This window comes from Aridibaculum aurantiacum (assembly GCF_017355875.1).
Classification (GTDB): Bacteria; Bacteroidota; Bacteroidia; order Chitinophagales; family Chitinophagaceae; genus Segetibacter; species Segetibacter aurantiacus.
The window spans coordinates 716,841-740,738 of sequence record NZ_JAFEWC010000003.1; the positions used below are offsets into that span (position 1 = coordinate 716,841).

The 23,898-nt window shown below is 42.7% G+C and carries 14 protein-coding genes; 9 read left to right on the plus strand and 5 right to left on the minus strand.

Translation table 11 applies throughout. The features are described from left to right. Nucleotides 1-6 precede the first annotated feature (6 nt). The 3 genes from J4N22_RS16685 to J4N22_RS16695 form a co-directional block, all read right to left on the minus strand. Nucleotides 7-1,428, minus strand: a complete 1,422-nt coding sequence (locus J4N22_RS16685) for a sugar transferase (protein ID WP_207496544.1) — start codon at nucleotides 1,426-1,428, stop codon at nucleotides 7-9. Nucleotides 1,429-1,431: 3 nt separating this feature from the next. Further along, nucleotides 1,432-2,409, minus strand: coding sequence for a Gfo/Idh/MocA family protein (locus J4N22_RS16690; protein WP_207496546.1), 978 nt, complete (start codon nucleotides 2,407-2,409; stop codon nucleotides 1,432-1,434). Nucleotides 2,410-2,542: 133 nt separating this feature from the next. Then, nucleotides 2,543-2,977: a hypothetical protein gene (locus J4N22_RS16695; RefSeq protein WP_207496547.1), complete on the minus strand. Its 435-nt coding sequence runs from the start codon at nucleotides 2,975-2,977 to the stop codon at nucleotides 2,543-2,545. A gap of 707 nt (nucleotides 2,978-3,684) precedes the next feature. Between J4N22_RS16695 and J4N22_RS16700 the strand changes: the two genes are divergently transcribed. The 5 genes from J4N22_RS16700 (at nucleotide 3,685) to J4N22_RS16720 (ending at nucleotide 17,512) form a co-directional block, all read left to right on the plus strand. Beyond that, entirely contained in the window at nucleotides 3,685-12,072 is an 8,388-nt protein-coding gene (locus J4N22_RS16700) for a hypothetical protein (RefSeq protein WP_207496549.1), read from the plus strand. Continuing rightward, complete coding sequence (locus J4N22_RS16705; protein ID WP_207496551.1) at nucleotides 12,069-12,608, plus strand: DUF4402 domain-containing protein; 540 nt, start codon at nucleotides 12,069-12,071, stop codon at nucleotides 12,606-12,608. The genes J4N22_RS16700 and J4N22_RS16705 overlap by 4 nt, the downstream gene beginning before the upstream one ends. Nucleotides 12,609-12,716: 108 nt before the next feature. After that, complete coding sequence (locus J4N22_RS16710; protein ID WP_242692267.1) at nucleotides 12,717-13,253, plus strand: DUF4402 domain-containing protein; 537 nt, start codon at nucleotides 12,717-12,719, stop codon at nucleotides 13,251-13,253. Nucleotides 13,254-13,428: 175 nt separating this feature from the next. Continuing rightward, the gene (locus J4N22_RS16715) at nucleotides 13,429-14,172 is read left to right on the plus strand and encodes a fimbrial biogenesis chaperone (protein WP_207496554.1); all 744 of its coding nucleotides are present in this window, start codon (nucleotides 13,429-13,431) and stop codon (nucleotides 14,170-14,172) included. A gap of 175 nt (nucleotides 14,173-14,347) precedes the next feature. Further along, nucleotides 14,348-17,512 carry a hypothetical protein gene (locus J4N22_RS16720; RefSeq protein WP_207496556.1) on the plus strand — a complete coding sequence of 1,055 codons (3,165 nt, stop codon included), beginning with the start codon at nucleotides 14,348-14,350 and terminating at the stop codon, nucleotides 17,510-17,512. Here the strand turns inward: J4N22_RS16720 and J4N22_RS16725 are convergent. Further along, entirely contained in the window at nucleotides 17,503-17,973 is a 471-nt protein-coding gene (locus tag J4N22_RS16725; protein WP_207496558.1) for a DUF4402 domain-containing protein, read from the minus strand. The two genes, J4N22_RS16720 and J4N22_RS16725, sit on opposite strands and share 10 nt — an antisense overlap. 300 nt (nucleotides 17,974-18,273) lie before the next feature. Between J4N22_RS16725 and J4N22_RS16730 the strand changes: the two genes are divergently transcribed. From J4N22_RS16730 to J4N22_RS16745, 4 genes are all read left to right on the plus strand, one after another. Then, nucleotides 18,274-19,155 carry an OmpA/MotB family protein gene (locus J4N22_RS16730; protein ID WP_207496560.1) on the plus strand — a complete coding sequence of 294 codons (882 nt, stop codon included), beginning with the start codon at nucleotides 18,274-18,276 and terminating at the stop codon, nucleotides 19,153-19,155. Between the two features lie 136 nt (nucleotides 19,156-19,291). Beyond that, on the plus strand, nucleotides 19,292-20,278 hold the full coding sequence (locus J4N22_RS16735; RefSeq protein WP_207496562.1) for a D-alanine--D-alanine ligase: 987 nt from the start codon (nucleotides 19,292-19,294) through the stop codon (nucleotides 20,276-20,278). Between the two features lie 30 nt (nucleotides 20,279-20,308). After that, nucleotides 20,309-21,130, plus strand: a complete 822-nt coding sequence (locus J4N22_RS16740) for a PASTA domain-containing protein (protein WP_207496565.1) — start codon at nucleotides 20,309-20,311, stop codon at nucleotides 21,128-21,130. A gap of 12 nt (nucleotides 21,131-21,142) precedes the next feature. Then, nucleotides 21,143-21,451, plus strand: a complete 309-nt coding sequence (locus tag J4N22_RS16745) for a rhodanese-like domain-containing protein (protein WP_207496567.1) — start codon at nucleotides 21,143-21,145, stop codon at nucleotides 21,449-21,451. 66 nt (nucleotides 21,452-21,517) lie between these two features. Here J4N22_RS16745 and J4N22_RS16750 read toward each other — a convergent pair whose 3' ends face one another. Continuing rightward, entirely contained in the window at nucleotides 21,518-23,896 is a 2,379-nt protein-coding gene (locus J4N22_RS16750) for a TonB-dependent receptor (RefSeq protein ID WP_207496569.1), read from the minus strand. Nucleotides 23,897-23,898 lie beyond the last annotated feature (2 nt).

The following is a 23,898-nucleotide window of genomic DNA, read 5'->3' on the forward strand; positions in this document are numbered from 1 at the left end:
AACCTCCTACTTTCCCTTACCCATAAATATGATGCGCAATGTATGTATCATTATTTTGAAGTCGAGCAGTAACGACACGTTTTCTATATATACAAGATCGTATTGCATGCGCTCCGCCATTTCTTCTACGGTAGATGCATAGCCAAATTGGACCATTCCCCAGGAAGTGAGCCCGGGTTTTACTTTTAGCAGGTAATTGTAGTAAGGGTTTACCTTGCTGACCTGGTCAATGTAAAATTTTCTTTCCGGCCTGGGCCCTACAAGGCTCATGTCGCCCACCAGTATATTAAACAGTTGCGGAAGCTCATCCAGGCGCCACTTTCGCATCACCTTTCCCCAGGCCGTTATCCGTGGATCATGATCTGACGAGAGGGCAGGACCATCATTCTCTGCATCTATATACATACTTCTAAACTTGTATATCTTAAATGGCCGGCCTTTGTAGCCGATTCTTTCCTGGCTGTAAATGATCGGCCCTTTAGATGATAGTGCAGTTCTTATAAAAATAAACAGGTACAGTGGGCTTAGCAGGATAAGACCGAGAATTGAAAAAACAACATCTAACAGTCGTTTTATATTCTGTTGCCATACAGGAATAAGCCCTGTATAAATATCAACCAACAAAGCACCCATCACATTGGTTGCTTTTACTGAACCAGTAAGTATATCCAATGTGTTTGGCGATAGTTTGATATCTACATCCAACTCGCTCAGCCTTTTTACTAGATGTTCGGTTGTTGCCGCTTCATCTGTTTCCAGGCAAATGATCACAAGCTTTATTTCATGCTTGCGTAAAACATCTTCCAGTTCATCTGTTGAGCCAAGTTTCTTTAAGTATTTGCTCAAGCCATTCTTTGTATTGGAAGCGGTAGCAACATATCCATGGATGAAATAGCCGAGGCCTTCAAAATTCTTTTGCACCTCGCGGTATACACGAACTGCCATTGCATTGTTGCCGATGATAAGCGTATTAATCCGGTATTTGCCAGAAAGTATATGCGCTTTTGCGCGTCCCAGTACTAAAGCCCGTCCTAAAAAAGTAACGAAGAACTGCAGTCCAAGAAAGCTGAAGAAAGAGCTATAGAAGTAGCGGTACGTTTCAGCATGATCATTTAAAATGAGCAAAAAGAAAAGAAAGATGCACCCGACCAGGCAGATGATAAAAGTGTTTGTCAGTTCATTTAATCTTGACTTTTGGTAAAGCGACTGCCGGTACGAGCCTGTAAGCAAAAACAACGATACCCAAAAAATAGGAACCAGCCAGATGGACACCTGTAAGGCTGCATCATTTCTGAGTTCCAGCAAAGAAGCAGGCTGCTCATTCAGTAAATGCCTTCTTACCAGTGCAAATAACCACCAGGCAATTGCAGAAGCCAATGCATCGCTTAATACATACCAGTTTATGTGCAATGGTTTAAACGACTTCATCAACTACTTGCTGTGTATGCGCGAACTGCTGATCTTTTCTAATATCTGGTGAGCTACCTCCATAGCAAGGAACCCATCTATTTCACTAACTACAGTTGGAGTATTGTTCTTGATTGCATTCACAAAAGCTTCGAGTTCTACTTTAATTGCATTTTGTTGTGTAATTGCAGGATTTAAAACTGAAATGGTTTTTTTACCGCTGCCTGTTTCTATGTCAAATGAAAAATGTTCGCCATCCGCTGGTTTTCCAAGTTGTATCACTTCGGCTTTCCTTTCTAAAAAATCGATGCTGATATAACTATCTTTTTGGAACATCCGCAGCTTGCGCATTTTCTTCATGCTAATGCGGCTGCTGGTAAGATTGGCTACACACCCGTTATTAAATTCCATACGCACGTTTGCAATGTCAGGCGTGTCTGTCATTACAGCTACACCACTGGCAGAAATATTCTTTACGCCGCTTTTTACCAGGCTAAGTATGATATCGATGTCGTGTATCATTAGGTCCAGTATCACGCTTACTTCGGTGCCACGCGGGTTAAACTGCGCCAGCCTGTGCACTTCTATAAACATTGGATTAGGATCCATATCCTTTATTGCCAGGTAAGCTGGATTGAACCTTTCCACATGACCTACCTGCATTTTTATATTGGCTTCTTTGGCCATATTTACCAGCAGGCGACCTTCCTCAATAGTATTGGCCAGTGGCTTCTCTACAAATACATGTTTTCCTTTTCGAATAGCTTTTTCACACAGTGCAAAATGATGATTGGTAGGCGCAATGATGTCAACTGCATCACATGCATCCAGCAGTTTATCAATATCAGTATATCGCTTTAGGTCATAAGTTTCTGCCACTTCCTTTGCAGGAGCATCTGATGGATCGTAAAAGCCAACCAGCTTTACGCCTTCTATTTCTTTCCAGTTGTTCAGGTGAAATTTTCCCAGGTGGCCAACGCCAAAAACACCAATCTTTAACATGTATGACAAGTATTACTATTGCCCGTAAAGATATGCCTTGCTGCACATCCACGGGGCAATCATAGCTTTAGTTGTGCACAATAAAAAAGCACCTGGTGGCAGGTGCTCTAATGTTATCAAAATAAGTTGTCATCTATTCGTCTTCATTGCCAAAAAACCTGTTGAAGCCATCCAGGTCCATCGACCTGATCTCGCTGCTGCCATCTTCTTCAAATTTTATTTCTTCAGGGCGTTTTACCAGTATTTCTGTCCTGCCATTATTTTCAGCTATTATACCCGTTACACATACTTGTTTCTGGTACAGGTATTCTTCTGGTTTATAGGAAAAATGTTTACGGTCTTCCATCCTGATAACAATTTGTATAGTGGATGAATTTCCCTGGTCCAATTGTACATAAGTAGTTTTAGCCGCATTGGTTGCCGGTGCTTTGCTTCCGGTAATCCTGCCACAGATGCTTACCCTGTCTCCAACATGTTTGGAAGCTTCTGAAATAGGTAAGGTACAATTAGCCTTAGCAAATAATGGTGATAAGAAAATGGCGAAGAATAAGTATAAGGTTGGTTTCATTGCAGTCGTTTAAGAATGTCTGTCTAGTAGAGGCTAAATGTAAGGAGAATGCTGCTTAGGTATTATTAAATATTTTATAGATGCTACAATAGAGGCTGAGAAAAATGTTTTCGATAAAGAAGATATTAAATCTCAATGAATTGCCTCTTACGTCAAATAATACTGCTTCCAAAATTGGGAGTGTAATTTTTATTTGGGAAAATATTCCTGGTTAGGATATTATGCAGAATCCAATCATTTAATTGATTATCTGCATTGAACATATATTTCTACCTACTATTTAGTTTCTGCACAAATTTTGAAAACGGGTGGCATATTAGGCAGGCTTCCTTCTATAACTGGTTAATTATCTTTTAATGTAAAGGTTTTCAAATAGTTCTGATGTTTGTGCCCATTAATTCAATCCATAATATTCATGAGAAAATTCAACACACCCTTTCTAGCATCCTTGATTACTGCATTAAGTATAAAACCTCTCATGTTGCAGAATCGCTGATTTCAACTGGATAATTTCTCCTACACACAATAATTCGCCACATCGTCCGTTGTTATTGAATCTATTGTAACGTAAGATCAACATTAAGTGGTGTTGTGCCACAAAAGGAGAATATATAAGAAACAGAAAAGCATTTTATAAAGAAACACCGCAGTCGGTACTGCCGGCGCTGATGAATATGAATAGGTTCTCAATCTGTCAAAAAGGATTTATGCAGGCATGCACAAAAAGGTGGATGCTGGCATTGCTGTTTATGGCATTCTCAGTGGCAGGTTTAGCGCAAACTACCAGCTGGATCGGTCATGATAGAAACTGGGCAAGAACGTACAACTGGACGAATGGCATTCCTACCAGCACTATGGATATAATAGTAGGTGATGCTAATTTCATTGGCTTTTCTCAACCTACCATACCGGCCACCGCTACTTTTAGAAGTGTAACCGTAGGTGGCGTTAGAAATGCTGTAGTAAGTTTCAAGTCTCGTACAGTTCACAATGTGACCATAGAACCAAATGGTACATTGGATATGGCAAAAGGAACGCTTACCATCACTGGTAACTGGATCAATAATGGCGGCTCTTATACTTACCACCCCAGATCGTACGAAGCTTTTGCAGGTACTGCACAGGTGATAGGTGGAACGGCAGCTACCCAATTTAAAAACACAACCATCAATGCCGGAGCGGTGGTTACATTCAGTACAAATTTTAGTACCCAAAATGGTCTTACTGTTTCCGGTACATTGATACCTGATGAAGCAACTCATCCCAGGTATACCGGAAGTGTGAGTGTGACAGATGGTGGAATTTTAAAAGTGAATGCGAATGTCTACTCCACCAATTACAGCGCCAATCCAGTATTACAAGCAGGTAGTGGTGTGGAGTATAGCGCGCAGGCAGATCAAACCATTAGCAACTTTACGTACAGCTCTTTGATCATTAGTGGCGCAGGTACAAAATCTATAACCACGGCTCTTAACGCTTTACAATCCGCAAGTTCTTCTATTGGTAATATTTACGTTCTATCTGGTATACTTGATCTGCGAACCTTTACAGCCAATCGAGGTACAAGTACAGCAGGAGGCACGTTAAGCGTAGCTAATGGCGCTTCTTTGCACATAGCAGGCGGTACCAGCGGAACTACTGCTTTCCCTGCCAATTTTGCAACTGTTTCCCTTAGCATCACCAGCACCGTATTGTATTATGGAACGGGCCCGCAGGTGGTTTCGCCTCAAACATATGGCAACCTTACTTTTACCAGCTCTTCAGGAGCAACTATCAAAACTTTACCAGCCATTTCATTTACAATTGCCGGCAATCTTACCAGCAGCGTGGGCAGTGGTTCCAGTGTGAGTTATACAGCAGCTTCTAATATTAATATACTAGGTAGTGTAAATATTGGCGCCTCCACCACGTTTGACGGTAGCTCTATGACCATAGGAGTAGGTGGTAACTGGGTAAATAACGGAACCTTTAACGGGAGCACCGGGACAGTTTTCTATACAGGAGCCGGTAGTACCATATCAGGCACCGGTACTCATAATTTCAACAACATATCTTTTCGCGCTTCTGACATAACAGCTACTTCTGCCTTACTTACTGTAGCCGGTAACCTGGAAACAACAGGAGAAGGAAGTTTCAGGCACCTGCCGGGTAACTTGCTGACGATGACGGGAGCCGGCAAAACGATTATCGGTTCAGGTATAATCCTGGGAAATCTTTCTGTTCCAGGCACCGTTACTACCACCAGTACGTTCACTGTTAGAGACAACCTGTCCGTAGCAGGAAGTTTATCTGCATCTGCTGGAAACATCAGCATGACAGGTGCTTCTAAAACCATTAGCGGTAGCGGAACGATGGCCTTCCATGGCTTGTTGATACCAGGCACAGTTACTACAGCATCTAGTTTTTCTGTTTCAAACGCATTGGACATTTCCGGTAGTTTCCTGGCAACAGCAGGCACCGCCACCTTTACCGGGTCGGCTACACTTAACGGTACGGCCAACCTGTTCAACGTAGTGCTACATGCTACCACGCTTATCCTTTCTACCAATTCTGTGTTGGGTGTTTCTAATACTTTCACCATCACTGCCGGTACATTGAATGTTACGTCTGCTATTCCTAACACAGTTCACTTCAATGGTACGGTTAACCAGGTGATTCCTTCTACTACTTATCACCAGCTATTGCTGAGCAATGGTAATACCAAAACAGCCGGTGGTAACATCACCACCAACGGCGTTTTCACCATAGGCACCAATACTACTTTTGACGCTTCTACATTTACCCATACGCTCAATAGCCACTTGGTAAACAATGGTTCGTTTACGGCAGGCACCAGTACAGTTCAATTCATGGGTGCTTCTGATGTGACACTTACGGGAGCTACTACTTTCAATATCCTTACGCTCAATAAGACAACATCGGTGAATGTACTCACCTTGCTTAGCAATGTGAATGCTTCTATTGTGAATATGACCAATGGAAGAATGCGCACCAATACCAATACCATTACCATCACCACTACCCGTAATGGCTCCGGAACAATACTTGGTAATATCCGCAGGCTGCATGCATTTTCTGCAGGTGTTTCTTATGCTTTTGCCCATCCTGATAACACCATTAATTTTGCTTCACTTGCTTCTGTTACTTCGGTGACCGTATCTGTAAAAGTGGCCTCGGTTCCGGATTTTGATTTTGGTAGTTCTATCAATCGTGAATATGCCATTGCTATACCAAGCGGTACTTACAATGCTACATTGCGTTTACACTATGAAGATGGTGAGCTAAATGGTAACACAGAATCAGCGCTTGTATTGTGGAGCTTCAATGGCACAGAGTGGGAATCGAATGGTAAGACTGCTTTCAATGCTACGTCCAATTTTGTAGAGTTGGCAGGTATTACCAACCTGGTAAAGCGATGGACGCTGGCAAATATTCCTAACGTACTTAGGTGGAATGGATCAGTAAGTACGGAATGGCACAATGCGGCCAACTGGACGATCATCCAGGGAGTACCGGGATCTACACCTACCGCTAACGATGTGGTGCAAATAGGGCAGGCTGCTTTTACGCATCATCCTACCATTACTACTGCGGCTAGTGCACGTAACATTGAGTTTGGCAGTTTTACATCTGCTACACTTACCATGGGAACTGGCGGTAGCCTGCAGGTGATTGGGAACATTGGTGGTAAATGGACAACAGCACGTCGTCATACAATAAATGTTGGTGCACGATCTATCAACATACTTGGTAACCTGAACCTGAGCAACGGTACTACTGGCAATGCTATAGATGTTGTGGTTTCTACAGGTAATATTACCATCGCCGGTTCGCTCACACAATCAGGTGGTGCCAATCTTACTTATACAGGTGCTGGTAATTTGTACATTGGAGAGGACTATGAATATTTCAGCGGCACGTTTTCAGCAGGCAGCAGCACCGTGCATTACAATGGTACCGATGCTCAATGGATAGGTGGGGTTAACTATAATAATCTTGTTATCAACAAAACAACAGGTGTGGCCAATATAACGGCACCACTTTCTGTTGTAAATGATATAGTTATTTCTGGTGGAGAACTAGAGGTAAATGCAAATCTGGTTATCGGACGCGATTTGTTGATCAACCAATCTGCCAATATACGTTGTGGCGCTATTACCATCTATATTGGTGGAAGCCTTACCAATACAGGGATCTTCATTCCTGGTAGCAGTACCATCGAGTTCAATGGTACAGGCGCACAATCTATTTCACTGGCTACATTCTATAATCTTGCAATCAACAAGCCTACAGGGAATGCGCTGTTCACCGGCAACATCGACGTGTACGGTGACTTCTCCATCCTGGCTGGTAATATTGCGCTTGGTCCTTATACTACCAATCGTACCACGTTGGGAGGAAGATTTACATTGGCTGCAGGTGCTACACTATCAGTAGCTGCAGAGAACAACTTCCCAAGAAACTATTCTACCTATGCTATTGCCCCGGCAAGTACAGTTACTTACCTCGGCACAGGCAACCAGACAGTCCTTGGTATTACTTATGGAAACCTTGTGTTTAGCAACGGCGGTGCCACTCCAAAAACACTTATCGGTACAGCTACTGTCGCTGGTAATCTTACCATCAACAGTGGTGCTACATTTAACTCAAGCAGCTTCTCAATCAACCTGTCGGGCAACTGGATGAACAACGGCACATTTGTACCGGAAACAGGTGCTGTACAGTTTATGGGAACAGGTAATACCATAAGTGGAAATACAACATTCAACAGGATCACGATCTTCGGAAACTATACTATTACCGGTTCTGACGTTACTATCAACTCGCTGCTGAATGTTACTTCTACAGGCACTCTGAATGCAGGCGCAGGCACTGCAACCGTACGCGGCGACATGATCAATAGTGGTGTCCTCGTGAGTAGTGGTGTTACAACTTTTACCGGTACCGTTGTACAAAACATCCGGTTGATCGGTGCACTTGTTTCTACGTCCACAGGTGTTATCAATTTCAATGGAAATGTTTCACCTGTCTTCAATTCTTCCAGTTCACCGTTATTTGCTACGCTGAATATCAACAATACTGCGGGTGTAAACCCGAGTGTTAATTGGCGGGTACTGGTGGCTTTTAATGTAAACAGCGGAGGTATCTTCAATGGAGGTGCATCTACTCATACCATCAGCGGTGCATTTACCAATAACGGTACCGTTACCAGTTCAGGAGAATTGATCTTCAACCCATCAGTTGCAAGAACAATAACCCTTTCCGGTACAAATTTTAGCAGTACAGGTACGGTTCAATTTGGTGGAACTGCAGCGCTTACTGTTGCGGGCACACCTACCACACTTACCAATGTTGTTATTTCCAATACAGTAGGTGTTACCACTACTGTTGGATGGAATGTGCAGGGAAACTTCCTTATCTACAATAATGGACGGTTCAATGCTGGCGCCAGGTCTTATACAGTAGGAGGGAATTTTAGCAGTGATGGAACCCTTGATGGTGGTACATCCACCTTTACCCTTACCTCTGCTAGTGGCATATTGGATGGTAGTACCAACACTACATTTTATGACCTTGTCATTACTGGTAATATTGCCTCAAAAGCAGACTTCAATGTCGCCAGGAATTTTACTAATAATGGTACTTACGATGGTTCTATTGGAGTACTTACCATGACAGGAAGCGAACCTTCTATCATCGGTGGTTCAGCAACAATTTTGCCTATGTCGCAGCTGGCAATTGAAAAAGCCAGTGGAATAACTGCTACCATTTCAAAACCCCTGACAACTGTGGCCAATCTCCAGGTTCGTACGGGTATATTTAATACTGCAGGATTATCTATTAGCCAGGAAATGGATGGTACAATAGGTTTAGGAGTTCTAACTATTTTGGAAGGAGGAACCTTACGAATAGGAGGCGCCAATTCATTGCCTGTATTCTCAGCTTATGAACTGGATACATTGAGTACGGTAGAATATGCAGGAGGAGCACAAAATATTTCTGCTGCTACGTCTTATGGCAACCTTTTGTTGTCGGCTTCAGGTGATAAAACCGCTGCCAGTCATCTTAAGATCCTGAATAACTTTACCATCACTGCAGGCAATTTTAAAGGAGGCAATTATACTGATACCTTGTTGGGTAACTGGACAATGACCGGAGGTTCTTACGACAGTACCAATAACCGTATAGTGCTTGCCGGTGCCGGCACACAAACCATAACGTCAACTGGTGGCTTCCTGCACCTGACGCTGAATAAAGCGACTGGTACTGCTGTACTAGGATCGAACATCACCGTTGCCGGTACATTGAACTTCTTAAGTGGCCGTATACAAACAAATACATTCATACTGAATGCTGCGGGCAGTATAACAGGTGCCAGCCAAAATACAGGTTGGGTAAATGGTAATCTTCGTAAAAATATTACTGCTACGGGCACAAACCAGGAGCGGTTGTTTGAAGTTGGCGGACCAAGTAATTATACGCCTGCCAATGTGTTTTTTGCCAACGTTACTACTGTTGGGCACCTGGTGGTAAGGGTGTTTACGCCTGATCATCCGCAACTGGCTTCATCTAATTTCAATTCTAACAGGAGCGTGAACAGGTGGTGGAACATTACCAATAACGGGATTGTGTTTTCCAATGCGAACATCACATTCAACTGGGTATCTACTGATATTGATGCAGGTAGCAATACTGCTAACTTCAGGGTAACGCGTTACAATGGTTCTACATGGGCAACCCAGACCATTGCTTCGCCTCTGGCTACTTCTATACAGGCCACGGCTGTTACCTCTTTTGGTGATTTTGCAGTAGCAGAGCCAATAGCTACTACTTCATGGACGGGAACTACCAGCAGGAACTGGTACACCTCTACCAACTGGACAGCCGGTGTGCCATTGTCATCTACTGATGTGGTGATACCAGCAGCTGTGCCTCATCACCCTGAAATAACAACAGGTACTGCGGTTTGCCAAAACCTGACGATCAACAGCGGCGCTTCCTTGGTAGTGCAAGCTGCAACTATACAAGTTAGTGGCATCATAACAGCATCTAACAATTTCACGGCAAGTGCAGGAACATTGGAGCTGAACAGCATTGTTGCTCAAACAATCCCTGCTAATGTTTTTACTGCCAACACCATTCTTAATCTTACGATCAATAATTCAGCTAATGTAGCATTGGCAGGAACACTAAACTTAACAGGTGTTCTGACGGTAAGTAATGGCTCCTTTAACACAGGTGGTTTCCTTACCCTTAAATCATCTGCTACAGCTACTGCAAGAGTAGCGCCTATAACATCGGCAGCGGCTACGCCTATTGTAGGTAATGTAACAGTAGAAAGATATATACCCGGCAGGAGAAGATACAGGATCATTACAAGTAGCGTTACCACCAGCACAGCTAATACACTTTCACCAGGGCAGGAAGCATTATCCATCTGGGGTAACTGGCAAAACCAGGGCAACACTACAACGCCTAACATAGGCACTTTTATTACAGGTGGAACATCTGCTGATGGTTTTGATATTCAAACCAACAACACGTCATTATTTACATACAATGGTGCTACTTCCAGCTTTGTTGGTCATACATCAGCCAATGGAAAGAATACAAAGTTGACCCCACTGAAAGCCGGCGTTCCTTACTTCATGTTTGTGTACGGCGACAGGACGAATACATTGTCTACCTCAAATCCTAAGTGGACCATCCTTCGTGCTACCGGTACGCTTACCACAGGCGACCAGACTTATACAACATCATCAGCTACACCTCTTAATCCTACCGTGAATGGATTTACGATGCTGGGTAATCCGTTTGCATCGCCTATAGATTGGGCTACTTTGCCAAAAACAAATATAGAAGGAACTTATTGGGGTATAGATCCAAACCTGGCAGGTACAGGCGGATACGTAACGGTAACCACCGCAGGTACTACCATGCTTGTGGCTCCTTACACCGGCACAATTGGTCTCAATCAATACATCCAGCCAGGACAAGGATTCTTTGTTCGTACAAGTGGTGCATCTCCTGTGTTGCAAATACGTGAGCAGGATAAAGTTGGCAACCACAATCCGAATGCTTTTAGAAGTAACGGCGATGCAGATCTAAGTTTGATAGCACTTAATCTCTACTACTATAGCGGCACAACAAAAGTTTTAACAGATGGTACATTAGTAGCTTTTGATAAAACAGGAACTATAGTACCGGGTTCTGCCGATGCACACAAGATGCAGAACAGTTCAGAAGCTATTGGCGTAGTGAATGATGGAAAATATTTGAGTATCCATACAAGACAGGAACCGGTAGCCGACGATACTGTTCATTTGCAAACCCTCCGTACTACACGTGCGCAGTATATACTTGAAGTTTTTACTAAGGGAATGGAGACAGCAGTTGTGAAGCCATACCTGCAAGATAAATTCCTGAACACTGTGCAGCCACTATCGGTGGTTGATACAAATATCATAGTAGTAAATATCACTACAGATGCAGCCTCTTCTGCTCCTGACAGGTTCAAGATCATCTTTAAGAAGGATGTGACTTTGCCGGTGGTATTTACATCTGTAAGTGCTGCAGCAAGCGGCACAGGAAGCAAAGTGGATTGGTCTGTAGCCACAGAAGCAGAAGTAGTAAAATATGAAGTAGAACGCTCAGCAGATGGAGTAGCTTTTGCGAAGGCTGCCGAGGTACTAGCTAATCCTTCACTAGGAGGCAGGTATAGTTGGATAGATGTAACTGTACTGGATAAAGAAAAGTATTACAAAGTAAAAGCTATTAATAAAGATGGAACGTATAGCTACAGCCGGGCAGTATTGGTAAGACCTGCTAAAGAGCAGCCATCAATATCTATTTTTCCTAACCCGGTACAGGGTCAGCAAATAAATATTGCATTCAATAAAATAGACAGGGGCAGCTATACGTTATCATTAGTGAATAGTTATGGTCAGCAGGTTTACGTGCAGAATTTTGTGTACGATGGACTTTCTGCAGCCATGCCTGTGCACCTGCCAAACAAGTTGGCGGCAGGTGTATACTATGTACAAATTGTAAATGCTAAAGAGCCGATAGTGCGACAGCTACTGCTAGTAAAATGAGGATGCGCGGTAACCATATGGTGAAGCGGGTGAGTAAGGGTAAAAAACTGGTAATGATGATCATGCTGAGTTTTTTATCCTATGTGTCGTATGCGCAATTTCCTACAGATAGTTTACCTAGCGACCCTGGTGCGATGACGGTGTACTCAGTGCAAGACATGCATTTTGGTTCATTTGCCAATGGGCCCAGTGGCGGATCGGTGATCTTGTCGCCAAGTGGTTCGCGAACCACTACAGGCACTGTGTTAGCGTTAAACCTGCAAATGCCACAGCCGGCAATCTTTGAAATAGAAGCGCCGCAAGGTTCTGTAGTCTCAATTATGAATGGACCCAATGCTACCCTTACCGGTAGCAATGGAGGTAGTATGACCCTGACCATTGGCCAGTCATCACCTGCATCCATGTTTACCACTACAGCTATACCACCCACCCGTACCCAGGTGCATATAGGCGGAACCTTAACAGTAGGAACAACGGCCACAGCTCCACCAGGAACTTATACCGGAACTTTTTACGTGACATTCAACCTCGAATGACTTTAAGATCTTATTAATTAAATACTTAGAAAAATAAATTAATAACTAAAGCGTTTTATTCATCACAAAAACAAACAATCAACCAAACAAAAACAAAAACAAATCCAAATGAAAAACAAAATGACAAAAGTCGTCGGACTAGGATTGATTCTAGCCGCATTCTCAACGGGTGTTAATGCACAAGCTTCGGCAACTGCTACCGCTGCAGCAAATATTATCAACCCGATCAGCATCACCAAAAATGTTGATTTGAATTTTGGCAACGTAGCAGTTCAAGCATCTACGGGTGGTACTGTAGTATTGACACCTGCAGGTGGCCGTACAGCGACATCTGGTGTTACGCTTCCTGCAGTTGCGGGAACTGTGACTGCTGCGCAATTTACTGTTTCGGGTGAAGGAGCTAGGACTTATTCAATTACACTTCCATCCTCAGTAGTATTAGAAAACGGTAGCAATACCATGACAGCTAATAACTTCACCAGTGATCCAACAAACACTACAGGTGCAGGTTTGCTTTCTGGCAGTGCGGGTGGTACAGGTACTCAGGTTGTGCGTGTAGGTGCTACATTGAATGTAGATCCTGCACAAGCCGCAGGTGCTTACATTTCACTTACTCCTTTTACAGTTACTGTGAATTATAACTAAACTTATTCCGGGCAAGTTGCAAAATTGCCACTTGCCCGGGTATTTTAGTTCATTAGTAATTACTACCTCTATGACAACTCTTTACCCTAGACGCCTCCAGTTTTTGTGCATCATACTACTGGTTTTAATCTCTTGTTTCGGATCCACTTCAGCAAGTGCTCAAGGAAACCTTTTGGTGACTCCAAAGAGAATTGTCTTTGAAGGTTCAAAACGTTCGGATGAGCTGAACCTTGCAAATATTGGTAACGATACAGCAACCTATGCAATCTCTTTTGTTCAGATCAGGATGAAACATGATGGCCAATTTGAAAACATCACTGAGCCGGATTCTGGGCAGAACTTTGCAGACAAAAATTTGCGGATATTTCCTCGTACTGTAACGCTTGCCCCCAATGAGGCACAAACAGTAAAGGTTCAACTTATAAAGGCTAATGAACTTGCTCCGGGTGAATACAGGTCACACTTGTACTTCAGGGCATTGGCTAATGACAAACCATTGGGTGATCCGGCAATTGTAACTGATTCAAGTGTTTCAGTGAAACTGGTTCCTGTATTTGGCATTTCTATTCCTGCTATCATTAGAGTAGGTACATCTACCTCCGAAATAAAAATGTCTGACATCTCATTGAGTATATTGGAAGACACAATCCCGGTTGTTGGCTTCACCTTTCATCGTACAGGTAATATGTCTGTGTATGGAGACATTGTAGTAGAACATTTTTCTCCTTATGGCAAAACTACCAGGATAGCCGAAGCAAAAGGAGTAGCCGTTTATACACCAACCCCATCCCGCATAATAAAAGTGCGATTGAACAGGTTTGCCGGCGCTGATCTAAGTAGTGGTAAGATCAGGATAACCTATACTGAGGATGGTCTTAAAAATAAAGTACTGGCAAGTGAAGAAATAGATCTTCGATAATACAATATCCAATCTCTGTTTCCGTTATTCCACTCAAAGTCCGCTGCCATGCAGGGTAGGGGGACTTTTACATGTTTTTAGCTTTAAGCCTTCAATGGTCAGTACACCTTCATACATTTTGCTGAAGCCTGTTATCCGTATGTCATACCTGAAGCTGCTTTTCATCTTAATATTGATGATGTGCTGCTTTCAGGATAAAGCAATGGCGCAGGTACAGAACTACTTCGAATATGAAGAGGTATCTGTTGCTATGCATGTACCACGCATAGGACACAAAGAAATTCCTGCTGTAGTGCAGGGTCAAACCATCTTCCTTTCTTTTTCTGCAGTATTTGATTTCCTGAGATTAAAGAATAATGTTTCTCCCCATTTTGATTCTATATCCGGTTTTTTTATCCATCCGAAGTCTCGGTACCTGGTCAACAGGCAGATGAATCACATCATCTATGAAGATGTTGTTTACAACCTGAAGCCAAACACCCTCTTACGTACTGAATCTGACCTCTATCTTCGTTCTGATTATTTTGGTGAGATCTTTGGTCTTGCCTGCAACTTTAACTTCCGCAGCCTTGCAGTTACTCTTGATACCAAAGTTGATTTGCCAGCTATTCGCGAGATGCAGCAAGAGCAGATGCGCAAGAATATCGCATGGTTAAAAAATAAAGTGACAGCAGATACGGTTGCAGCAAGAAGCCCCAGATCCTTTAGATTAGGAATGCTTGATTACGGCTTCTATGGAATGCAAGAATCTCATAGAGGTAGTTTCAACCGGTTTAACCTGAGCGCAGGCGCTAACATCTTTGGTGGTGAAGCGAATGTGCAGCTGTGGTATAGTGATCGTGATGGCTTAGACAGGCGACAACAATTCTACCGATGGCGAATGGTAAATAACCAGAGTAAGCTGGTCAAACAACTTAGTATTGGGCGGGTGATGTCGCAACCAACTTCTACTGTATTCGCGCCAATAAATGGTATACAGATCAGCAATACCCCAACTACCTATCGAAAGTCGTTTGGTAGTTATCGTCTCAACTATACAATAGAGCCAGAATGGACGGTGGAGTTATATGTAAACAATATTTTGATCAATTACACCAAGTCGGATGCATCCGGCTTTTTCAGTTTTGATGTACCACTGGTTTATGGAAACACAGTAGTAACGCTCCGTGCGTATGGACCTTATGGTGAAGAGCGTGTAAGGGAAGAAACCATCAATATTCCTTTCAACTTTCTCCCTGTTCATGAACTGGAATATAATCTTTCGGCTGGTATTGTAGATGATGATAAGGGAACAAAGTTCTCACGAGCAAATATCAATTATGGCTTTACCAGGCGTGTAACTGTTGGTGCAGGTGTAGAATATATGTCCTCTGTTTATCCTCGATCAGTAATGCCTTTTGTGAATGTGTCTGCCAGGTTCGGCAAAAACATTTTAGTAAATGCAGAACACATGGCAGGTGTACGAACAAAAGGATATTTGAGTTATCGTTTGCCTTCAGCTTTCCAGTTAGAACTGGATTATACGAAATATGAAAAGGGGCAAACTGCAGTTAACGTAAACTTTTTTGAAGAGCGCAAAGCGGGCTTTTCATACATGCTTCGTACAAAGAAATTTGCAGGTTTTACCAAACTTGCAGTTGTTCAGCATGTGTTTCCAAAGCATCAACAAATGCAGGGAGAATGGGTAGTTTCGGGTGTTGTCGCAGGTGTCAGTTCTAATCTTACTACTACCGCCGTTGTGCCGCAGGATCTAAAGCCATGGATCAACACAAACCTGTCTCTTAATTTCAGACTGCCTGCAGCCATTCGTTTTTCTCCACAAGTCCGCTACGATTTTCGTGAAAAAGCATTCACTTCCATCAGAACAGAATTTGAGAAAAGGGTGACGAAAAATGCATTCGCTACATTTGCTTATCAACATGGTCAGGCCGAAGCAGGAACATCATTTTCTTTTGGCTTCCGATACAACTTTTCCTTTGCCCAGGTGGCTATCCTGTCTCGCAAGCTCAACAACGACATGATCAACCAGCAGACCATTCGTGGTAGTGTACTTTTTGATGATAAGACCAAAGTTGTTCGTTTCCGCGAACAATCAAGTGTTGGTAGAGGAGCCGTTACTGTCATACCTTTCATTGACTTGAACGCTAATGGGAAACGCGACAAAGGGGAACCAAGAGTGGCAGGTCTTAAGCTTCATGTAAATGGAGGAAGAGTAGAGAAGAATACCAAAGATACATCAGTTACCATCCTGGGGCTGGAGCCATATACAGAGTACCTGATAGAATGTAATCCAAACAGCTTTGATAACATTAGCTGGCGGATACAGAAGCCCAACATACAGGTGACTGTAGAGCCAAATCTATTCAAACTAGTGGAAGTACCAATATTGATAGCAGGTGAGGTATCGGGTAATGTTTACCTGGATAAGAAACGTAACGGTGGTATAGTTGGTATAGGAAGAATGTTTGTGAACATTTACAAGAATGATACTACACTGGTAGCCAAAACACTTACTGAACCTGATGGTTACTTCAGTTACCTAGGTCTGTCGCCTGGTGATTATTCTGCCGCTATTGATGTGGAGCAAATGGCGAAGCTGAACTTCTGTTGCCCCCAGGTGCATTCGTTCAGCATCAAGCCAACTTTAGATGGAGATATAGCAGATGGTATCGATTTCAACATCACATCATGGGATACTATTCCTCCAGTACCAGTGATAATAGTGCCACCACCTGCACCTGTTGTTGTGAAAGATACAGTAGCTAAACCTAAGCCTGTAGTAAAAGAACCTAAGTATACCATTGTAGGTTTTATACCAGCTCCAGCTAAAGCAAATAAAGAAGTGGCACAACCTGCAGCTTCTAATGCACCTGGTGTTATAACAGGCAGAAAGCAAGCAAAAGTCAATATCACTTCATCAGGTCCGGGAGTTAGATCACAGCAGGCAACTGCTCCTGTAAAAGATGTTAGGAATAAGCAAGCAGAAACCTCTGTAAGAAATGGATTACAAAACAGCAACCATACAAGCAGAACAATAAAACCTCAATCCCCAACTACACCAGTAGCTCAACCGCCGGTAGAGGAAGAGGTAAAGCAACAGCGTATTCCACTACGTACAAAAGCCAAAGCTGCCATTGATAATGCCGGTAGTGTTAATGGACGTTCTGCTACAAGTGCCCCAAAAATTCAAGCCAAAAAATCTACTGTTGGTCGTGGTAATGGTACTAGCAGAGGAGCAGCAAATGCAGCAGATACCAGTGAAAAAGAAAATCTTGAAGACAAAGCAAAGCCAGCAGTTGAGAAGATAAACAAGGTAAAGGCGCTCTTCTTTCAGTTATAATTGATCATTACTTCAAAAGGTTGTGAGGGTATGTATACGCCCGGCACCTGGTTGGGATTTACTTTTAGCGTAGCGCCAATAGATACTTTCTGTGTATCGTAAGGAGTTGCAGGATCAGCAGCGGAATGTATATTGAATGAACAGATCAGCATTGCTTCCTGCCCATCTTCCCGTACAATCATGCATTCCTGCGGTAGACTTATAACATGATCATTGGTGCTGCCATACACCCTGAAGCTAGCCGCTTCCACTGCACGAACATCTTTTCCCGTAGTTACTCCTCCATGAACAATGATTTGATTGAAAGGCGTAACAGTGATTTCACCAGGTTGTTTATTACTGCTAAACTTTCCAAAGTTCAGTTCAGCTTCTTTAGAAGTGCCAACTACTGATATAATATTGGCTGATGCAGTAGCAGTAGTATGTTGCGCATTCACTTTGTGTAAGCACAATAGTAGCATACTGACAAAGAAAATTTTTGCCATAGCAGGTACGGATTAGGTTCTTTTATAAGATGTAAGCCAAAAAGAATAAAGTTGCATAATAACTAGTCTTCATATACTTTCTCTTCAAAGCCTATATATGTGAATAACTATTGCAGTATCGTATGATCATTGAGTTTGTTTTCCACCGATAACTTATAGAAATATTAAAAAATGCTGTGCTGCCTTATATCACTTCTCTGCCATTTCGTAACTATTATCTTTGGCCGAATCCAAATCAACTGGTTGCAAACCATTTACTCACTAAACTTACCATTCATGAAAATCACACACGTTGTAGTAGCAATAGCTTTTGCCGGTTCTATGGCATCATGCGTAAGCAAAAAGAAAATGCAGCAGGAGCAAGCACGTTTCCAGGAGTTGAATACTTTTTATATCAATACCCAAAAGGACCTGGAAAAATGCCGTGAAGAGGCTGAAGCAAATCTGCAGGCTGCCAACAGGCGCAAAGCACAGTACGAACTTGAGATCGATAACCTGAGCAAGCAGGTGGCTTTCCTGAAAGAGAATAACAACACAGTTATCAATCAACTGAAAGATCTTTCTGTAATTTCTACCACACAGGCTGAAAGTATTCGTAAGTCTTTAGAGAACATTGGTTCTAAGGATAATTACATCCAGGAGTTGCAACGTGCTATGTCGCGCAAAGACTCGCTGAACATGGCGTTGGTAATGAACCTGAAGAGTGCGCTTAACGATATCAACGATACAGATATCGAGATCAAAGTAGAAAAGAGTGCAGTGTATATTTCTATCTCTGATAAATTGTTATTCAAAAGCGGAAGCTACGACGTAACAGATCGCGCTTTGGGTGTACTGGGTAAAGTTGCGCAAGTATTGAATAGCAAGCCTGATATCGAATTTTTAGTAGAAGGCCATACCGATAATGTGCCAATCAAGAACAGCTGTATTGTTGACAACTGGGACCTGAGTGCTAAGCGTGCAACGGCAGTTGTTCGTATTCTGCAAAATCAATACAGGATCGATCCTAAGCGTATGACAGCTGGTGGCCGTGGTGAATACATGCCGGTTCAAAGCAATGAGACTGTACAAGGTAAAGCTGCTAACAGGCGTACACGCATTGTTATACTTCCACAGCTCGACCAGTTCTTCAAGTTGTTGGAGACTCCACAAGGTTAATTTATAGTTTGATGTATACTTAATTGAAATGTCACTGCTATAGCAGTGACATTTTTGTTTGTTCTGTAAACTATAACAGCAGCCAGTTCATCAACTACTGCCAATTTTACTTTTCTTTGCCCCGCAAACCCAGAGCATGAGCAAAAAGAAAATCGCCTTTGTTACAGGCGGCTATAGTGGAGAAGCTGTTATCAGCTACAAGTCAGCCATCACTATAGAAAACAATATAGATCTTGATATATACGAGGTTTACAAAATAGATATCCATCCTACAGGTTGGTGGTTCGAACACGATGGTGAGGATTTACCTGTAGATAAAAATGATTTTTCCATAACTGTAGATGGAACTAAGATCACTTTTGATGCTGTTCTTATAGGCATTCATGGTACGCCCGGCGAAGATGGAAAATTGCAAGGCTACTTCGACCTGCTGAAGATCCCTTACACCAGTTGTAATGCCGCTACCTCTGCACTTACTTTTAATAAACGATATACTGTAGCAGTTGCTGCTTTTGGTGGAATAGCTGTTGCTAAAAGTTTGCACCTGTTCAAGCATTCTCCCGTTACTCCCGCTTATATATTGCAGCAGCTTGCTCTTCCTGTTTTTGTAAAACCAAATAACGGTGGTAGCAGCATCGGTATGAGCAAGGTAAATAATGCTGATGAGCTGGAAGGCGCCCTGGAAAAGGCTTTCAAGGAAGATGACCAGGTGCTGGTAGAAGAATTCATAAAAGGAAGAGAGTTTACCATTGGTGTATTCAAAAGCAAAGGAGAGATCATCACATTGCCAATTACCGAGATCATAAGCAAAAAAGATTTCTTTGATTACGAGGCCAAATATGTAGCTGGTATGAGTGAAGAGATAACACCGGCGCAGGTTGATGAAAGTATAGCTGAAAAAGTAAGAGCGAATGCAAAACTTGCTTACCAGGTTTTGGATTGCCGGGGTATTGTGAGGATAGATTTTATTTACGACGAGCAAAAGGCAGTGCCTTATATGCTGGAGATAAATACAGTACCTGGCCAAAGTGAAGCCAGCATTGTACCGCAGCAGGTAAGAGCAATGGGCTGGACGATGAAGCAGTTTTATACAGCGCTTATAGAAGAATGTTTCAATTATTAAATTATTTTCAACCAATAGAAAAACAATAACGTGTTTAAATTCCTTACGCATAGACCACTTTGGGTAAACATTTTGGTGGTGCTCATTTTGTCGGCTTTGCTGGTATTGTTATTTTTTGGCTCGCTCGATTACCTTACTAAACATGGTCAGTATGCCAATGTTCCATCGGTAGTGGGTAAGAATGTAGATGCTGCAAGGCAGGTACTGGAAGCGCAGGGATTTGAAGTAGAGATACAGGATAGTATCTATGTAGACACGCTTCCTAAGCTTGCTGTTATCAAGCAAACGCCTGATGGTGGCGCACAAGTAAAAGTGAACCGCACCATTTACTTAACTATCAACCGGGCACAACCGCCTCTTGTAGAAATGCCTAATCTTGTTGGTTTTTCTATCCGCAATGCCGAAATGTACCTGGAGAACCTGGGGCTGCACATGGGCGATACTACCTTCAGGCCAGATATTGCTAAAAATGCGGTTTTAGAACAACTATATAATGGTGAACCTATAGCAGCAGGAACCAAGATCTTCATGGGAAGTTCTATCAGTTTTGTATTGGGTGATGGCGTAGGAAATACAGAGCTTTCTGTACCTGATCTTATCAACAAGCGCTATTCAGAAGCACGTTCATTGTTGCGTAGCATGAATATCAATCATACTATAGTTCCTGACCTGAATGTGACGGATACTGCCAATGCATTTATTTACCGCCAAAGTCCAACACAGTATACCGAAGTTGTACCTGGTGAAAAGCAATACAACCGTATAAAGCCTGGCCAGAACATTGACCTGTGGCTAAGCACCACGCCGGCTGTAGTAGATAGTACAAAAGCAAATGTTCCTGAATTACCTTAAAACTACTTTCTTATGAATCATATTACTGTAGAAGAGCTGAAAGCCCGTATAGATGCGGGAGAAAATATTAACCTGCTAGATGTTCGCGAAGATGCTGAACGTGCAGATTTTCATATTGGCGGCACGCACTTTAGGTTGCGCCGTATTCAAGACATGGCCATAGAAGATATTGAAGACCTGAAAGAGGAAGAAGTGATCTGCTATTGCCGTAGCGGCCAGCGTAGCCAGATGGCGTGTCTAATGCTCGAGCATATGGGCTTTAAGAATACAGTGAATGTAACGGGTGGAATAATGGATTGGGAAGCAAAGTATGGTAGGTAATATCAAACTTTCAAGTATATAAAAAGGCCGGAGAATATCCGGCCTTTTTTATTGATTGGGGGGAAATTACAACCTGATGTTGAGACCAACCATGTAGTTGGTTCCAGCCATCGGGAAATAAAAGTTTTCTGTGGTAAATGCGCCACCTGCTATATAGCTGAAAGTATATCCATTCGCTTCATACATTTCGTTGAAAACGTTGTTGATCATGCCGATTACCTGCACATTAGACAACAACTTGTTTTTGATGGTATAGCTCAACCTTACATCTTGGACAAAATATGGATTAAGACTGCGGGCAACGTTCTGAGTATTATCCAGGTATTGCCTGCTTACGTACTTGCTCAGTAAGTTGATTTCTGCAAACTTGATAGGAGTAATGGTAATGGTACTTGCACTAACTACAGAAGGCGAAAAGCTGATGTCAGTATTAGAATGCTTTATTACCTGCTGATCATTCGCGTCATAATTATCTATGAACTCATCCCACTCATTGATCTTGTTTTTGCTGATAGCAACATTGGCCGAAGCTTGCAACCATTGGTTGATACGAACAGCACCCTGTAGCTCTACTCCCGTGCGGAAACTATTAGGGATATTCACCCTTGTATAGGCGCCTACATCATTTATCTGTCCTGTAAGTATAAGCTGGTTTTTGTACAGCATGTAATAGGCTGTAGCTCCATAGCTGTAGGTGCTCGTTTTACGCTCAATACCCAATTCAAAATCATGCAGTGTTTCAGGGTTTGGTTGGCGGGCAATGCCGGCTTCAAAGTCTTCACGGTTAGGTTCTTTGGTGCCTACAGCATAGCTAAAGTAGCCTTGCCAGCCCTTGTGGCTATACGATATACCCGCTTTTGGATTAATAAAGTCAAACTTCCTATCTACAGGTACATTTGGGTTGTTTCTAAAACCAGTGGCGGTATAGGTTACATGACGGTATTGAAGGTCAGTAAATAGTTCCCAACGGTTGTTCAATGCACGTTGCCATTTAGCATAAACGTTAGCGTCTTTTTTCAAGCCTTTGTTATCGTAAAAGCGGTGATCTTTTGGAATGCCTACTTCAGCCCATATAACCGTACCGAAGTGCTGTCCTTCATATGTATTCCATCCGCCGCCTACAGTTATATTGTCTGCTCCTTTTTTGTAATTGATAGACGCTATCTGACCATAGAAAGAATTATCCAGCCATAGTCTTCTTATTGCATCTGTCCTGGTAACAGCTGCTCCGTTCATGATTGGATTAGGCAGACCAAATGCAGAGAATCTTTGTCTTGCCCTGTACTGTTCGTAGTAGCCTTCGCCATTCACCAAAAACAATCCTGTGTTGAAAGTAAGGTTGTCGGTAAAGGAATGATTGAAGAACAACTGGTAGTGGTCCTGCTGGTAGTTGTCCGTTTCATTTTCGTAAGGAGAACCAGGTCTTGCAGTACCTGCTGAATTAAACCTTCTATTGGTCTTTAGCATGTCTTCGCTTACTCCGTTCCATGCCTGGTAGGTTTTTTCATTGCCGGAAAAAATGTTCAAGCGAACAGATGATTTTTTAGCAATGTATGCTGTGGAGAAGTAAAATGATTGAAGATCGGAAGAGGCGCGATCAATATAGCCATCGCTGGTTATTTTACTCAGCCTCGCATCTACCGTAAAATGATCATTGATCAATCCTGAGCCTGCTTTTATTGTATGCTTACGGGTATTGAACGAACCAAAGCTGTTGTTGAATTCACCATAAGCAGCAGGATTGAATTCATTGGTGCTGAGGTTCAAAGTAGCCCCAAATGCGCCTGCACCATTACTGCTGGTTCCTACGCCACGTTGTATCTGGATGGAATTAACAGAGGAAGCGAAATCAGGCATATTTACCAGGAACACACCCTGGCTCTCAGGGTCGTTGTAAGGAATACCATTGATTGTAACATTGATGCGGGTGGCATCGCTGCCACGAATGCGCATGCCGGTATATCCTACACCATTACCTGCATCAGAATTAACCACAATGCCCGGAGTTTGGTTTAATAAAAACGGCAGGTCCTGGCCCAGGTTAAGCTTTTCTATTTCAGCTTTGCTGATATTGGTTTTGGTGAAAGGAGCTCTTTCAGATGCGCGAATAGAAGTCACTTCTATCGGTTGTAGAAAATAAGCACTTCTTTCAACATCTACGTTCACTTCATTAACGCTGCCAGATAAGTTTACATCTACTGTCTTTGGCTGATAGTTGAGATGCTTTACATTGAGCTGGTAGGTGCCGCCGGAGCGTGTTGTTATTTCATAGCTTCCATTTGCACTGGTTGCTACCTGCACTGGCAAACTGCCTTCTCTTTCTAGCGAAACAGTTGCAGATTGTACAGGTTCGTTGCCGCTGGATATACGGCCTTTAATGGTAAACTGTGCATGTGTTAATACAGTTACCAGCATGAGGGTAAGAGTTCCCAACAATGATCTCATTG